The 15241-nt window shown below is 64.9% G+C and carries 19 protein-coding genes; 12 read left to right on the forward strand and 7 right to left on the reverse strand.

The features are described 5' to 3' along the window. Positions 1-7: 7 nt before the first annotated feature. From ACQPXH_RS27370 to ACQPXH_RS27405, 8 genes are all read left to right on the forward strand, one after another. Positions 8-460, forward strand: coding sequence for a hypothetical protein (locus ACQPXH_RS27370; protein ID WP_433599344.1), 453 nt, complete (start codon positions 8-10; stop codon positions 458-460). A gap of 136 nt (positions 461-596) precedes the next feature. Beyond that, a complete protein-coding gene (locus ACQPXH_RS27375) occupies positions 597-740 on the forward strand; it encodes a hypothetical protein (protein ID WP_433599345.1) in 144 nt (47 codons plus the stop codon). Between the two features lie 408 nt (positions 741-1148). Then, complete coding sequence (locus tag ACQPXH_RS27380) at positions 1149-1553, forward strand: ATP synthase subunit I (RefSeq protein WP_433599346.1); 405 nt, start codon at positions 1149-1151, stop codon at positions 1551-1553. Continuing rightward, positions 1550-2338: a F0F1 ATP synthase subunit A gene (gene atpB, locus ACQPXH_RS27385; protein ID WP_433599347.1), complete on the forward strand. Its 789-nt coding sequence runs from the start codon at positions 1550-1552 to the stop codon at positions 2336-2338. Before ACQPXH_RS27380 ends, atpB begins: the two co-directional genes overlap by 4 nt. 82 nt (positions 2339-2420) lie before the next feature. Beyond that, complete coding sequence (locus ACQPXH_RS27390) at positions 2421-2678, forward strand: F0F1 ATP synthase subunit C (RefSeq protein ID WP_040687366.1); 258 nt, start codon at positions 2421-2423, stop codon at positions 2676-2678. Positions 2679-2684: 6 nt separating this feature from the next. Then, entirely contained in the window at positions 2685-3188 is a 504-nt protein-coding gene (locus tag ACQPXH_RS27395) for a F0F1 ATP synthase subunit B (protein WP_433599348.1), read from the forward strand. 3 nt (positions 3189-3191) lie between these two features. Next, the gene (locus ACQPXH_RS27400; protein WP_433599349.1) at positions 3192-3800 is read left to right on the forward strand and encodes a hypothetical protein; all 609 of its coding nucleotides are present in this window, start codon (positions 3192-3194) and stop codon (positions 3798-3800) included. A gap of 42 nt (positions 3801-3842) precedes the next feature. After that, positions 3843-4562: a Mut7-C RNAse domain-containing protein gene (locus tag ACQPXH_RS27405; RefSeq protein WP_433599350.1), complete on the forward strand. Its 720-nt coding sequence runs from the start codon at positions 3843-3845 to the stop codon at positions 4560-4562. A 358-nt stretch (positions 4563-4920) separates the two neighbouring features. On the opposite strand, the gene ACQPXH_RS27410 is transcribed toward ACQPXH_RS27405, so the two are convergent. The 4 genes from ACQPXH_RS27410 to ACQPXH_RS27425 form a co-directional block, all read right to left on the reverse strand. Next, complete coding sequence (locus ACQPXH_RS27410) at positions 4921-5220, reverse strand: hypothetical protein (protein WP_433599351.1); 300 nt, start codon at positions 5218-5220, stop codon at positions 4921-4923. 330 nt (positions 5221-5550) lie between these two features. After that, complete coding sequence (locus tag ACQPXH_RS27415) at positions 5551-6846, reverse strand: glycosyltransferase 87 family protein (protein ID WP_433599352.1); 1296 nt, start codon at positions 6844-6846, stop codon at positions 5551-5553. A 197-nt stretch (positions 6847-7043) separates the two neighbouring features. Continuing rightward, positions 7044-8636: a hypothetical protein gene (locus tag ACQPXH_RS27420; RefSeq protein WP_433599353.1), complete on the reverse strand. Its 1593-nt coding sequence runs from the start codon at positions 8634-8636 to the stop codon at positions 7044-7046. Between the two features lie 334 nt (positions 8637-8970). After that, positions 8971-9216 carry a hypothetical protein gene (locus ACQPXH_RS27425; protein WP_433599354.1) on the reverse strand — a complete coding sequence of 82 codons (246 nt, stop codon included), beginning with the start codon at positions 9214-9216 and terminating at the stop codon, positions 8971-8973. Positions 9217-9300: 84 nt separating this feature from the next. On the opposite strand from ACQPXH_RS27425, the gene ACQPXH_RS27430 reads away from it, so the two are divergent. From ACQPXH_RS27430 to ACQPXH_RS27445, 4 genes are all read left to right on the forward strand, one after another. After that, positions 9301-10686, forward strand: coding sequence for a metallophosphoesterase (locus ACQPXH_RS27430; protein ID WP_433599355.1), 1386 nt, complete (start codon positions 9301-9303; stop codon positions 10684-10686). Positions 10687-10857: 171 nt separating this feature from the next. Beyond that, a complete protein-coding gene (locus ACQPXH_RS27435) occupies positions 10858-11007 on the forward strand; it encodes a hypothetical protein (protein ID WP_433599356.1) in 150 nt (49 codons plus the stop codon). Positions 11008-11137: 130 nt separating this feature from the next. Further along, on the forward strand, positions 11138-12223 hold the full coding sequence (locus ACQPXH_RS27440; RefSeq protein ID WP_433599357.1) for an S-(hydroxymethyl)mycothiol dehydrogenase: 1086 nt from the start codon (positions 11138-11140) through the stop codon (positions 12221-12223). Beyond that, positions 12220-12846 carry an MBL fold metallo-hydrolase gene (locus ACQPXH_RS27445; protein ID WP_433599358.1) on the forward strand — a complete coding sequence of 209 codons (627 nt, stop codon included), beginning with the start codon at positions 12220-12222 and terminating at the stop codon, positions 12844-12846. The genes ACQPXH_RS27440 and ACQPXH_RS27445 overlap by 4 nt, the downstream gene beginning before the upstream one ends. Positions 12847-12912: 66 nt before the next feature. Here the strand turns inward: ACQPXH_RS27445 and ACQPXH_RS27450 are convergent, their stop codons facing one another. The 3 genes from ACQPXH_RS27450 to ACQPXH_RS27460 form a co-directional block, all read right to left on the reverse strand. After that, positions 12913-13371: an SRPBCC family protein gene (locus ACQPXH_RS27450; RefSeq protein WP_433599359.1), complete on the reverse strand. Its 459-nt coding sequence runs from the start codon at positions 13369-13371 to the stop codon at positions 12913-12915. A gap of 38 nt (positions 13372-13409) precedes the next feature. Continuing rightward, positions 13410-14252 (reverse strand): alpha/beta fold hydrolase, encoded by an 843-nt coding sequence (locus ACQPXH_RS27455; protein ID WP_433599360.1) that lies wholly within the window; start codon positions 14250-14252, stop codon positions 13410-13412. An 87-nt stretch (positions 14253-14339) separates the two neighbouring features. Beyond that, positions 14340-15179 carry a DUF72 domain-containing protein gene (locus tag ACQPXH_RS27460; RefSeq protein ID WP_433599361.1) on the reverse strand — a complete coding sequence of 280 codons (840 nt, stop codon included), beginning with the start codon at positions 15177-15179 and terminating at the stop codon, positions 14340-14342. Positions 15180-15241: the final 62 nt, after the last annotated feature.

Below are 15241 nucleotides of genomic sequence, written 5' to 3' on the forward strand. Positions count from 1 at the left end.
AGTACCGATGCCCTCGATCGGATCCATCGCCACGCTGGCCGCGGCGACCGTGGCGGCGGCCCTGCTCGCCGGCTGCGGCGGCAACGGCCCTCTCGACCCGGTGCCCGCCACCCCGACCTCCCATCCCGACATCACCATCACCTTCTCGTCCCCGGGCAGCTCCGCGCAGGTGCCCAATCCGGACGAGATCACCCCGACGGCGGCAAAACAGCTATGCGACATGCTGAAACCCGAGGTCGACCGTTGGCGTACCGAGGGCGCGCAGCTCGGCAAGCTCGGCTTCAACGGCACAGTGCACGATTGGGCGGCCCGCAACGGCGGCCTCAACGACACCGTCCTGAAGGACCGGGCCATCGTCGATCGCATCACCACCACCCAGTGTCCGGACATCCGGCAACAGGTGCTCGACGCGCTGAATATCAGCACGCTCGCCGACGGTCTGGTGGGGTTGGGCCGCTGAGCGGTCACGAGGATCGACTGGCGCGAATTCCAGCCAGGATGATCCGCAGGCCGCGTTCGAATATGGGTCGGCGTCGGCGTCGAACAGCTCGGCCACCATCCGGGCGGCCCCGCGGATAGCGCTCGGCATCGACGGTGTGCGCCTCCGATCCCGGGCCCCCGCCGCCGTCCTGCTGCGCCCGGAGGGTTACGTCGCGTGGGCAACCGACGAACCCACCACCGCGGACTCGGCCGAAGCACTCACCACCTGGGTCGGCGCCACCGACCTCGACTTCACCTGAACCACGCGACCCCGTACAGTGCGGACCGAGCGGCAGCGCGCCAGCTATCGACAGTTCCACCCGGACGCGGTATCCGGATACCACGTCCATCGCGCGATCGGCTGCCGCGAGCCGACTCCAGCTCGACATACTGGCCATTGCTTTAGAATCTCTTTACAAATACATGACCGAAATTAGGCGCCGAACTCGAATAAGCCGAGCAATAGCGACAAGTGATGCGGTGACCGTTTTGTCCGATTTACCCGGCGTGCACCAAGATCTTCGGTTGATCGAGTTGTCTTCGGCATGACACTGTCCCCCGATGGACATCGTACGAAAACCCGCCCGAGAAAGATCAAAAACATTGCCTCGCAAAAGGGTTCCTAATGTGTATGCTATCGATCAATCAAGACCCCACTACGAGGTGGGATGATGACCGAGGACGGTGTCGAGGTGGATGTCAATGCACTCCGAATGCGCCGTGCGACCGTCTTCGCAATAGGCGTCGGTGTACTGACTCTTGCTGCGGCCGGTCCACTCAACGGGCTGCTGGTCGGCCTGTTCATCTGCATCGGACTCGGACTCGGTTGGGTGAATGCGCAACTGACCCGATTGACGGTCAACCGCGTCGCCGACGCAGAGAAACCGAGGAAACAGGGGTTGTACCTCTCATCGGCAACTCGGCTGATCGTAATAACCGGCGGTTCGCTCGCAGTGGGTTTCCTGGCAAGGCCGCACGGCATCGGAATCTTCTTCGGCCTGGCCGCCTTTCAAGTGATTCTGGTGTTGGTCACCGTCTTGCCTGAAGTGAAGGAGCTTCGCCAGCAATCATGACGAATCAACTCGCCTTCATCGCCCGGTCGGCGCTTCCGGTGCTCGCACAGGAAGCGCCCGCCGAAGAGCCGAAAATCAAGGTCGGCGAACATGCGGTCGCGCACCTGTGGGGTATGGACTTCAATGTCGACACGATCATTTCGACCGCCCTCGCGGCGGCGATCGTGCTCGGTCTGGCGTTCTACCTGCGGGCGAAGCTGACTTCGGGCGTACCCAACGGCGTGCAACTGTTCTTCGAGACCGTCACGGTCCAGATGCGCAACCAGGTGGAAAGCGCCATCGGCATGAAGGTCGCGCCGTTCGCGCTGCCACTGGCCGTCACGCTGTTCATCTACATCCTGCTGTCGAACTGGTTGTCCGTGCTGCCGGTGCAGTACGGACACGGCGAATTGATCGCACCGCCTGCGTCGGACGTCAATTTCGTCTACGCGCTGGCCCTGTTCGTCTTCATCATGTACCAGGGTGCGGGTGTTTATCGGCGCGGTCCCGGTGGCCATGCCAAGCAGTTGCTGAAGGGCCACACCGGATGGGGCCCGATGGTTTTCATCAATGTCATCGAGGAAGTCGCCAAACCGCTCTCGCTGTCGCTGCGATTGTTCGGCAACATGTTCGCGGGCGGCGTGATGGTCTCGGTGATCGCACTGTTCCCGTTCTGGATCAGCTGGGGGCCGAATGCCATCTGGAAACTCTTCGATCTCTTCGTCGGAGCCATCCAGGCATTCATCTTCTCGCTGTTGACCGTCCTCTACTTCAGCCAGTCGATGTCGCTGGAGCACGAGCATTAGCCCCTGCGACGCTTTCAGGTCGCTCGAAACAACGACGGATCGGCGCCGCCGATCGAGCTCAGTAAAGAACAGGAAGTGAAAAATGGCAGACGCAACAACGGCGGCCATCGTCCAGGGCGCGCTCATCGGCGGCGGCATAATTATGGGCGGTGGCGCCATCGGCGCGGGTATCGGTGACGGACTCGCCGGCGCCGCGTTGATCAACGGCGTTGCCCGTCAGCCCGAAGCCGAGGGTCGCCTCCGCGGTAACTTCTTCCTGACCGTCGGTCTGGTCGAGGCGGCGTACTTCATCAATCTAGCGTTCATGGCGCTTTTCGTATTCGCTACTCCAGGTAAGTAATCCAGTATGACTCCGCGAACGGATGTTGTTGCCGAGGGGAACTTCCTGATCCCCAACGGCACATTCTTCGCCGAGCTGTTGATCTTCCTGATCGTGCTCGGGGTCATGTGGTTCTTCGTCGTTCCGCCGATACGCAAGGTATTGGCGGAACGCGAGACGAGAGTCGCCGAAACCGCGGTCGACAACAAGGAAGCGAAGTCCTTGTTCGCCGACGCCGAAGCAAAATACCAGGCCGCCGTCGCGCAGGCGCGCAGTGAAGCGGTCGAGATCAGGAACCAGGCGAGGCACGAGGGCCGAATTATCCTCGAGCAGTTGCGAAGTGAGGCGCAGGACGAGGCCGACAGGATCGTCGCGGAATCCGCGACGGAACTGCGGGCCCAGGCGGACCAAGTGGCCGCGGAGCTGCGTGAGGCTGTCGAACCGCTCGCCGAGACATTGGCCGATCGAGTGCTCGGCATCAAGGATCGGCACGCCGGCACCAGCGCCGGCCACAAATCAGAACGAGCGTAGCCAATGAACCTCAACAGCGGCATCTTTGCCGAAGGGGCTATCCGCGCAGCCGGGTCCGAGGACTCGGGCATTTTCCACATCACCTTCGACTGGCCGATCTTCTTCAGCCAGCTCTTTGGTTTCGCGGTCATCATCTTCATCATCGTCAAATGGGTGGCGCCGCCGGTCAAGCGGCTGATGGCCAAGGCGCAGAACAATATTCAGAAACAGCTCGAGGAGAACCAGCAGGCGGCCGACCGCCTCGTCGAGGCCAAACGCGCCTACGACAATGCGGTCACCGACGCGCAGGCCGAACTCGAGCACATCCGCGAGGACGCGCGCGCCGACGCCGAACGCATCATCGCCAAGATGCGCGAATTCGCCGACGCCGAAGTCGCCCGGGTCCGCAGCCAGGGCCGCGACCAGATCGCCCAGATGCGCACTCAGCTCATCCGTGATCTGAAGGACGAGCTCATCACCACGGTCATGGACAGCACCGAGGAAAAGGTCCGCTACGAGATCGGCTCCACACACGTGGCGGCCGACAGTATCGACAAATTCCTCGAGGACCTCGAGGCGATGGCCAACGCCGAGCCACCGGTCCGCCGCCGCGCCGAGCCCTGGACTTTGTAAACCGGGTGGTCGCCGGACCGCATGCCCTGGCATGCTGGCCGCGTGAGCACCGCGCAGATCACGATTGATTTCGCGCCCGAATTGCGGCTGTTCGTCGCGGCCGCACAGCGGGACGGTCGCTCGTCCGTGCGGATCGACACCGCGTCGACGCTCGGACATATCGTGGAATCGCTCGGTGTGCCGCTCACCGAGGTTGGCAAGCTGTTGGTCGATGGTCGGTCCGTGGATCCGTCGTATCTGCCCACCGACGGCGAGTCGGTGTCGGTGCGCGCTGTGGTGCGCCCGCAGCGATTCGACGAACCGCTGCGTTTCCTGCTGGATATCCACCTCGGCACCCTGGCGCGACGGCTGCGCCTGCTCGGCGTCGACACCGCCTACGAAAATCCGGATATCGGCGACGCCGCACTCGCCACGCGTTCGGCGACCGAACATCGCATCCTGCTCTCCCGCGATCGCGGACTGCTGCATCGACGCGAAATCTTCGCTGGCGCATACATTTACAGTCACCGTCCCGTCGAGCAACTCGACGACGTGCTATCGCGTTTCGCACCGCCCCTTGCGCCATGGACCCGCTGCACCGCCTGCAACGGCCCGCTGCGGATAACGGAAAAGCAGACCCTGCGCGGCCGGCTCCCGAACGAGACCGAACGCATCTACGATGCGTTCGCACAGTGCGTCGACTGCGGCCGAACCTATTGGAAGGGCGCCCATCACGCGCGCCTCGACGCCATCGTCTCCCACGCCATGCAGTTCGGCACCTGACCGCGACGCCGTGCACCCCCATCGATGACTTCCTGCTCGGTGGTGGCGGTCTCGATCTGCTGGTCGAGGGGTGCGACGATCTGGCTCACCGCGACGGCGAAAGGCATTGCACTGCAACCGATGACCGCACTGCCCTACCGCTTCGCCCGCCTCGAACGCGGCGCTGGCCACGGCCTCTGTAAACGCGAGCAGGCCGAACCCCGCGAGCTGCGCGTGCGTTATCAACGGGTGTTCGAGACCGATGCGAACCATGCCGAGGTGCTGCTGTTCCGACTCGCGTACGCGACCTCCGACGGCGCGTTCGCTGCGCCGTCCGTTGGTTCAGGTCCTCGATCTCGCCTGACTCGCGAACCGCCGACTACGAGGCGTGGTGCGTCGGGTGGTAGTGCTCCCAGGCGTCGACCAATGCCTTGCGCACATCCGTGGGCAGGTAGTCCCGGATCTCCGCACACAGATGGACGCTGTTCCCGCAGTCGTCGCACCAGATCCGGACCGTACGCGCGTCCTTGGCAACGGCTGCCGCGATCCAGTCGGCGCGCATATTCCCATGATCGACGGTGGCTACCCATCTGTCCCCATAGCCATCGACATCCTGATGGATGGCATTGACCATGGTCACCGCGAACATCGGGTTGGGCTGAGCCTTCTTCTTCGTCATAGCGGGAAAACCTCCGGCCCTGTCGAGCGAAATATTCGTGCGACATCGAAGTAATACCTCCCGGCGACCGGGAGGTCCAGCAACCTGGCGGTGACCGATTGCTTCGCGACGCAGGACGCAACCGTAACCCCGGCCGACCTGCCCGGCAAGAGATCGATTTCGGGTGGAAACCGAAGGGAATCCGCAGGTAAAGAGATCGCAAAGGCTCTAGGGCTGTTGCCGATACGGCACCGCCGCCACTCGCCCTTGCGCGCTGAACGTCCGCATGATCCGGGCCGCAGCAACCCCCTCGGCGGGAACCTGTTCTACGCTACCGGGTTCCGGAATCGGTCAGGGGGAAGGTGTGGGGCACGAAGGCGACTCCGGATCACGGCGGCGCGCCAGCGGGAATCGGATCGAGCGCTCGGCCGAATGCGCGCTGAGGGCCGACCCCCTGCGCAGGTGTATCCAGGCCGCGATCAGAACGATCAGAAATTCGATGACGTAGCCGTTGATCAAGACCTTGGTGATCGGCCACCACGGCGGCAGCAGGAACACACCGATCGACACCCAGGTCTTGCTCCAATGGTAGGTCCACGACGCGGTCACCGTGAACAGCAGCGCCGCCGCCACCCACCAGCGCCAGTTGTGCAGCCCCTTGTGCACGAGGAAGACGAACAGCGGAACGAACCACACCCAGTGGTGTCCCCAGGAGAACGGCGACACCGCGCAGGCGGTGAGACCGGCCAGGGTGATCGACAGCAGCCGCTCACCTCGCTGATACAGCGCCGTCGTGACCATCATGCTGGCGATCGTGACCGAGCCCGCGATGAGCAACCACAACCATACCGGTGCGGGCCCGTCGAGCAGATGCGCGATGACACCGCGGATGGACTGGTTGGACGGGTGGTTGTCCGGCGCGATCCGGTTGGATTGGAAGAACGTCGAGGTCCAGTACTGCCGGGAATCGGCGGGCAGGCTGACCCAGGCGAAGGCGACCGAGGCGATGAAGACGGCGAAAGCGGTTACCGCCGCGCGCCATTGCCGCAGGGCCACGAAATAGGCGACGAAGTAGATCGGAGTGAGTTTGATGCCCGCCGCGAGTCCGACGCCGAGGCCGCGCAGTTTGCTTCGGTCCCCGCGCAGCGCGTCCAACAGCACCAGCAGCATCAGCACCAGGTTGATCTGCCCGAAGTAGAGCGTTTGGCGGACCGGCTCGATGAATACGCAGGTCGCCGCGATCAGCACGCTGACCACCACCAGCCGAGTCGTGATCCGATAGCCCAGCAGCCGCCAGCTGAGCAGCACACAGGCGATGAGCACGGAGAGGTTGACCGCCAACCAGGTGTTCGTCACGTACCCCCACGGCACCAGGTAGATCGGCACGAACGCGATGGTGGAGAACGGCGTGTAGGTGTAGAGCAGGCCGCGCATTGTCGGCTCGGTATACAGCGGCAGATCGTGCACGATGCGCCACGCACCGTCCCGATAGATGTGCACGTCGAGGCCACCGACCAGGAACCCACCCTTGTCCAGGAAAGGATCGATGGTGGTGAAGAGCAGGATCACCGACAGCAGGGCACTCCCGGCGAGCAGGTATATCGCTGGTCCCGTACGCGGAAACTCCAGCTTCCGGGTGTCTCGCACCGATCCGCTACGACCGAGGCAACACCGTCGCGGGATTCGAAGTACAGGATCCTGTTGGGTGATAAGACCTCATCACGTCGACCGATCCATCCCTTCGTCCCGCACCTGCTGCACTACGGCGATAACCAGTTTTTAACGTACCTGATGACCCGCGCCTGCATCATGCCCCGAAGTGCCGGGGCAAGCAAGCCGCGTGATCATCGTTGCCTGCTGGCCCTGGCCCGCCTGCGCTCCGCCTGTAGTTCGGCAAGTTCTTGTTCGAGCATCTCGGCGATGCGGAATTGCCCGGTGTCGTGGATATCGGGCGTGCGAACCACCTGGAGGTGTGAATCCGGCTCGGCGGGTGCGCTGCCCTTGCCGCGCGCGTTCTCGGTCGTCCTGCTGTCCTTCCTGCCCTCGAGTGAACTGGGCTTGCGCGCGGTAGCCGCGGCCGAGCCGTTGCCCCTGCGCAGTGCCGACACGACCGACGGCTTGTTCTCCGCTGCGGGCTTCTCCTGGCTCACCGGGACGGCCTTGCGCGCGGGCGCGGGCGCCTTGGCCGGGGGCGGGCTCTCGACCTTCGCGACGGGCTGGGTCTCGGCCGTAGCGGCCGGCTCGGGTGTGGCCGGTGCGAAGGGGTTGTTCTTCGCGACCACCGGCTTCGCGGCCACCGGTGCGGTCGGCTCCTTGACGACCTCAGGGCGGTTCGCGGCCTTCGCGGGAGCGGGCCGCTGCTCGGCCGCCTGGGGCTCCGCATTGTCCGGCGCCTGGCCGTTGGTCGGCGCGAGACGCTTCTCGGGTGCTTCCGAACCCTCCTGCGCAGCAGGACTTTCCCCGTCCGGCGACTCCTCGACCTCGACCGCTTCGGCCTCCACGATCTCGTCGGCTGCCAGCTCGGCGTCCTGTTCCGCACCTTCGGCACCAGCCAGAGCCGCATGCTCCGCCGACTCCCGCTCCGCCCCCGGCGCCACCAGGGCAGCCTGGGTGTTCGCGCGGTAGGACGCGATGGACGGCATCGTCTGCTTGAGTTGTTCGGCCGGATCGGGCAGCTCGCGGACCTGCTCGGTGGCCCGGTAGATGGCCAGACCGTACCGTGCGCTGGCCGCGTCGTGAATGAGTAGGGCGACACCGATCATCACCGGCGCGACCGCGTGCACACCGGTCTCGTACCACTCCCCGTCGCGCAGATAGGGGTAGGTGTTGAGGGTGACAGTCAGTGACAGCAGGGCGATTTCGGCCGCAGCGACCTGTCGACGGTTGTCGATCACGCCCCATTCGGCGACCTTGTTGGTGCCGACCATGATGATGATCAAGCAGACGCTGATCATCGCCTCGATGAGGTAGCTGAACCAGTACAGCGGATCGGAAGGCCCGCCGGGCGCGATGTTGTGCTGCACATTGACCGCGGACCACAGCATGCCCGCTGCCACCACGCCGGCCAACGCGCGCAGTGACCATCCCCGGTGCCGGTACAGCGACGCCAATTTGGCGTGCGGGCTGGATTCCCGCCGCTGCGCCGCAATTGCCTTGCGGGCTACCAATAGATCTCTGATGTCGGCCTTCTCGATTGCTTCAGTGGTCTGTCGGGCGCGGTCGGCCGCGGAGGCCGCGGCCTGAACCTGTTTCCATCGCTGTGCGCGATCCTCGCCACGGATCTTCTCCGCGAGTTCACGTTCGGCGATCAGTTCGTCCTCGGACAGCGCCTCGGTCAGCGCGGGATCGAACTGGTAGGCCAGTCGGCCTCGGGCCCGCTCGACCCTTCGCGCGAGCTGTCCGACCTCGTCCTCGACAGGATGATGCTCGATGGTCAATTCGACTCCCCGCGGGAGAGATTCGACGGCAGACAAGTGATCACGCGTGGGAACAGCACCAGACATTCATAGTCGATTCACCGTTGCCAGCGAAACTGTCAATTTGCCGCCGGTGGGTCGTCCTGCGGCGTGCCGCGCGCGACACACGCATGCGAAGTTTCGATTTAACGACGATTCGGCACTCACGGACGCCGTCCGCGGCGCAATGAACATACGGTTCACGGGTCCGGACTCGCCGCGGCGCGACTGCTTGCCACCAGCACACAGCCGACAAGTCGGTTGATTCCAGGGGTGTCGACACATTCGGGCGTGTCGCCGCCAACTGGTCGATAGGTCAGGCGATTTCGGATCCACTGGGCCGGTGCGCCGCGCCATAGTCATCGATCTCGCGCAGGAAGCCGTCCAGGCGGCCCGGTGTCAGCCAGGAGGCGCGGAACGAGTTCTCGGCGAGTTCGACGATACGGTCGAGATCGAGGTTCGCGTCGGCGGCGAGAGACAGATAATTGTCGGCCGCACAGGCGCCGAAGTAGGCCGGATCGGCAGTCGAATTCCCAGACCCGGCGATACCAATGTTCGACACCGGACAGCCGACACGTCATGTGCGGGGACCCGAGCGTTCAACCGGCAACCGTAGCGTTCGAGCCAGCAGCGAACGGAGATTCCCATGCTCGAGCCGCGACTTCGAACCCTATGGCTGGCGAATGTGGCCGCGGGCGCGGCCGCTGTGACCGTGCGCACCCCACTCTACGCCCGCCCCAAACCCACCCATTCCGTTCGTGTGCAACGGGATTCGATACTGGCGACGGACCTCGAGGTCGTCACGGTGACCGACCGCTCGGTCATCCTGACCTGGACCACGTGCGCGCGCGACCGCTATGGCCGCACCCGTCCGGTCCCGGCCGATACCGAGGTCCGCATCGCACCGGTCGACGGCCGGTCGGCGGCGCGACCGCGCTATCTGGACTCCCGGCCGACCGCCTACCACTATGCGGAGCTCGACGGCCTCGAACCCGGCCGTACCTATCGGTTCGAGGCCTACTCGGACGGCCACCGTGCCGTCCCCGCCCGCACCCTGGTGACCCGCCGCGCGGGAACACCGGAATCCACCGGCACATTCACCACGGCCGATCCGCCGCCGGGACGACTGCTGCACACCATCGCACTCGCCAACGACGTGCACTTCGGCGAGCACAGCAGCGGCCTGATCGTGGCCGGGCTGCCCACCGGCCTGCGTCACGAGACCGAGCACTATCCGGAGTTCATGCTGACCGCGTTGCTCGACGATCTGCGCCGACCGGACCGCGCGGCCGATCAACTGATCGTCGCGGGCGATCTCACCGATACCGGCACCCTCGAACAAAGCCTCGGCGTGCGGGCTCGGCTGGACGAGTGGGGCGTGCTCGGCCGCGATTACTTCGTCTGCCGCGGTAACCACGACAAGCCCGACGAACACCGAATCGACCACTGGGGCGCGGTATTTCACGCACGTCAGCGGCTGGTCGAATATCGTGTCGGCGAGCTGCGCATGATCGGCCTCGACACCACCCGACTGCGCGGATCCGGTGGCACAATCGTCGCGCCGCAAATCGCGCATCTGCGCGAACTCCTGGCGGCCGATCCGGATCGGCCCACCCTCGTTTTCGGGCACCATCCGGTGACTTCCCATGCGGCGGTGAGCAATCCGGGCGGCCCGGGGTTCGTTCTCGATCGCACGAATGCCGCCGCGCTCGGCGCGCTCTATCGCGACGCACCCGGTGTATTCCTGCACCACTGCGGCCACACCCACCGCAACCGGCGCAACCGCCCGGACTCCGGTGTCGATGTCGAGTTCCTGGAAGTAGCTGCCACCAAGGAATATCCGGGCGGCTACAGCCTGCTGCGCGTCTACGAGGGCGGCTACGCGGTCAACTTCTACAAGACCCGCACCGAGTCGGCCCGCTGCTGGAGCACTCGCACCCGCCGCCAATACCTCGGCCTGCATCCGGATCACGCCCTCGGCAGCTGCGCCGACCGCAATCACGTTGTCCAGCGCGATTTCTCCGGGTTGTAGTTACAGTCGATCATGCGGACAGTAACGGGGCGGTGAATTTGTTCCTGTCGGCGGGGAGTGGACTACCCGGGCCGTACGACAATCCCACCGATCCGCATACCCAGAGCTGGGCTGAGGGCGGCCTGCCCCCTGCAGGTGACGATGGGCGGTGCGATCGAAGGATCGACCGCCTTGTGCACGAGCAACATGCGGCACCGGCTGAACCAACTCGGCATTCCGGCCACCTACGACCTCGAGCCCACCGGCACCCACTCCTGGGGCTACTGGGAACGCGCGCTGAAGGAATCGTGGCCGGTTCTCGCCAATGGACTCGGTGCCTGAGCCCCGCCGACGTCGCCTTCACCAGACGCGAGTATTTCCCGAAGTCGAAATAGTCACGGTGACTCTCCTAGGCTTTGGTCAGAGTGGAACGGCGTGTGTCTCGTGCACTCGGCGACATCTAGGAGGAATCGTGTCCGAAACCGTGCGTGGCGTGGTTGCCCGTAGCAAGGGCGCACCGGTCGAACTCGTCGATATCGTGATCCCGGATCCCGGGCCGCACGATGTGGTGGTGCGCATCCAGTCCTGCGGGGTGTGCCATACCGATCTGCACTACCGCGAGGGCGGCATCAACGACGAATTCCCGTTCCTGCTCGGGCACGAGGCCGCGGGCATCGTGGAGACTGTCGGGGATGCGGTCACCCATGTCGTCGCGGGCGACTTCGTCATCCTGAACTGGCGCGCGGTGTGCGGTGAATGTCGCGCGTGTAAGCGCGGCCGCCCGTGGTACTGCTTCGCCAGCCACAATGCCAGCACGAAGATGACCCTCACCGACGGCACCGAACTCAGCCCCGCCCTCGGCATCGGCGCGTTCGCGGATAAGACGCTGGTGCACGAGGGTCAGTGCACCAAGGTCGACCCGAATGCCGACCCGGCCGTCGCCGGACTGCTCGGCTGCGGCGTGATGGCGGGTCTCGGCGCGGCGATGAATACCGGCAATGTGTCGCGCGGCGATACGGTCGCCGTCATCGGCTGCGGCGGTGTCGGCGATGCCGCCATCGCGGGTGCCCGACTGGCCGGTGCGCGGACCATTATCGCGATCGACCGCGATCCCCAGAAGCTCAGCTGGGCAACGGAATTCGGCGCAACTCACACGATCGATGCGACCAAGACCGATGTCGTCGAACAGATCCAGGAATTCACCGACGGTTTCGGCGCGGATGTGGTCATCGATGCGGTCGGGCGCCCGGAAACCTGGAAGCAGGCCTTCTACGGGCGCGACCTGGCGGGCACCGTGGTGCTGGTCGGCGTACCGACCCCGGACATGACCATCGATATGCCGCTCATCGACCTGTTCTCCCGTGGCGGCGCACTGAAATCCTCCTGGTACGGCGACAGCCTGCCCGAACGCGATTTCCCAATGCTCGTCGATCTGTATCTGCAGGGCAGACTCCCGTTGGAGCGCTTCGTCACCGAGCGCATCGCACTGGATCAGGTCGAAAAGGCCTTCTCCGCGATGCATGCGGGTGAAGTGCTGCGTTCGGTGGTGGTCTGGTGAGCCTGCGCATCGATCGGGTCGTCACCTCCGGCACCTTCTCACTCGACGGCGGCACCTGGGATGTCGACAACAATGTGTGGTTGATCGGCGACGATGTCGAGGTGGTCATCGTCGACGCGGCGCATGATGCCGGCGCGATCATCGCAGCCGTCGGCAACCGCGATGTCCGTGCGGTCGTCTGCACCCACGGTCACAACGACCACGTCACCGTCGCACCGGAACTCGCGAAACGACTCGACGCCCCGATCCTGCTGCATCCGGGCGATGATCCGCTCTGGCGCATGACCCACCCCGACGTCGACTACCGATCACTGGCCGATACGCAGCGAATCACCGTGGCGGGCACCGATATCGAAGTCCTGCACACCCCGGGCCACTCCCCCGGCTCGGTCTCCCTGCACCTGCCCGAGGCCACCGCCCTGTTCACGGGCGACACCCTGTTCAACGGCGGCCCCGGCGCCACCGGCCGCTCGTTCTCCGACTTCGGCACCATCATCGATTCCATCCGCGACCGCCTACTAACCCTCCCAGACGAAACCACAGTCCACACCGGCCACGGCGAAGCCACCACCATCGGCGCCGAAAAACCCGCACTAGCCGACTGGGTCGCCCGGGGACACTGACGAGAATCGAGATCAGGTGGCGGCGGCTTGTCGACCGATGCCGCCATGGATTCCACCTGATCTTGATTACTGTTCGGCGTGGGCTTTGATGCGCTCGAGGGTTTGGCGCATGTTGGCGCGGTTGGTTTTGCCGCGGGCGCGGCCGGCTACGAGCCAGTAGAGGCGCAGGGGGAGGTTGTTTTCGTTCAGCTGGAACGATTCGGTCACGTCGGTGCCGCCCTCGACCGGCTCGAAACGGTAGCGCCAGGTATTGACCGCCATCCCGCGCGGTCCGAGCACGGTGAACGCGAACTCACGTCCGGGCTCGCACGCGACGATCCGGCAGACCGTCCAATACTTCAGTCCCCAGCCATTGCGGTTGACGTGGCCGCGGAATTTGACGCCCACCGCGGGAGCCGTTGCGCCACCGAGCCATTCGGTGTCGAAGGTCTCCGGTGAGAACTTCCCGGTATTCGTGATATCGCTGACCAAGGCCCAGATCTTGTCTGCGGGTGCCGCCATTCGAACCATCACGCTATCGTGCATGCCTGCACGCTAGCAGGAGCCTTCTCAGACAGGTCCGCTCAGTGCGGATCGGTGCCGGTCCAGAAGGCGACCAGATCGGCGCACACGCGGGCCGGACGGTCCTCGTTCGGTAGGTGGCCCACACCGTCGTAAACCGCGGTGCGCGCGCCCAATTCCTCGGCGTAGCGTTCGTGGACGCTCGGCGGCCAGAGATCGCCGGAGTTGCCGTAGGCGATGAGAATCGGGAGACCGGTGGCGCGCAGGGCGGCGGTGCAGTCGGTCGGGCCCACCATGGCCCGCATGATGCCGATCAGATTCGCCTTCTTGGTCGTGAAGATGCGGTTGCGCAGGAATTCGAGCTTTGCGGGTGGCACCAGGGCCGACACGGCCTGACTCATCTGCTCCCACAGTGCCCGCTGGCCACCGCTTTCGATGAGTTGGGCGACCAATTGCGGTGGCGCGAAGTTGATATCGGAGGTCGAGGACGGACCGGAGGCGAGCAAGCTGAGGCTGCGGAAGCGGTCCGGACGGGCGGCAAACGCCGCGCGTGCGACGTAGCCGCCGAATGAGTGGCCCACCAGGTGAATCGGTGTGTCGGCCGAGATCTGATCGGCGACGAAGATCAGATCGTCGGCGAAATCGGCGATCGTGTATCCCGATGCCTCGTCGGGACCATCGGACTGCCACTGCCCGCGCTGATCGTAAGCGACACAACGGAATCCGGCTGCCGAGAGAATCGGCACCATGGCCTCGAAGTCCTCTTTGGAGCCGGTGAAGCCGGGGACCAACAGCACCGTGCCGCGCATCTGGACGTCGTGCGGCGGTACGGATTCCCAGGCGGCCAGCGCGCCCGCAGCGCCGCGCAGGGTGAAGGACGTGGACTGCGCGGTGGCGTGGCTCATCGGTTCCTCCATCGTGCTCGGCACTAGTGCGGCAACACCTCCAGTCTATCCGAGCAAACATTCGGAATCGTTACTTATTCGAGATATTCAGAACAAAGTCATCGGCTCGGTCGGAATGGGTTCGGGCAGCGGCTCGAGTTCGGGCAGGCGGGCGCGGACCTCGTCGTGGAAGCGGCGGGCGAGGTGCAGGGAGGAGGCATTGTCGGGGGTATGGATGAAAACCGTTGGTGAGCGGCCCTCGCGCAGCCAAGCGATGACGATGTCGAGCCAGGGCTGCCAACCGGCAACTGTGCGCTCGGCCGAATCGCGGCCGTGATAGCGGACGATCGGGAATTCGGTGAGCGCTCGCGTGCGGCGCGGCATCCGCGGTTTCTTCGCCCGCGCCTCGGCCTCCGCGGCGCTCTCGGCGGGTCCTTCGAAAAGCAAAGTGGTGTCGAAGGGCACCCATTCGGCGCCTACGCGCGCGAGCAGCTGCTCCAACTGCCGTGCGGCGCTGTCATTTTCGAAGAAGGCGGGATGCCGGACCTCGACGGCCGATCGGTAGGAGCCGGGCAGCGCGCGCAGGAATCCGGCCAGCGTCCCGAGATCGGTCGGACCGAACGAGCCCGGCAACTGTACCCACAACGAGTGGATGCGCGATCCGAGCGGTTCCATCGCGTCCAGGAAGGTGCGCAGTTCGGTTTCGGCGCCGTGCAGCCTGCGCTCGTGCGTGATCGGCTTGGGCAGTTTGACGACGAAGCGGAAGTCGGGATCGGTCTGCTTTGCCCACGACTCGACCGTGTTGCGCGTCGGCGTCGCATAGAACGTCGTATTGCCTTCCACCGCGGTGCACCACGACGCGTAATGTCGCAACCGCTCGGCCGGAACCGGTTGATATTCCTGCCATGCCGCGTGCGTCCACATCGCACATCCCACGTGAAGCCGCATGACAGGGACGCTAACGCACGTCGCGTACGCTGACGGCTCCACCTCCAGCGCCTCGGGAAAGA

Source organism: Nocardia sp. CA-135953, from assembly GCF_050955735.1.
GTDB lineage: Bacteria > Actinomycetota > Actinomycetes > Mycobacteriales > Mycobacteriaceae > Nocardia.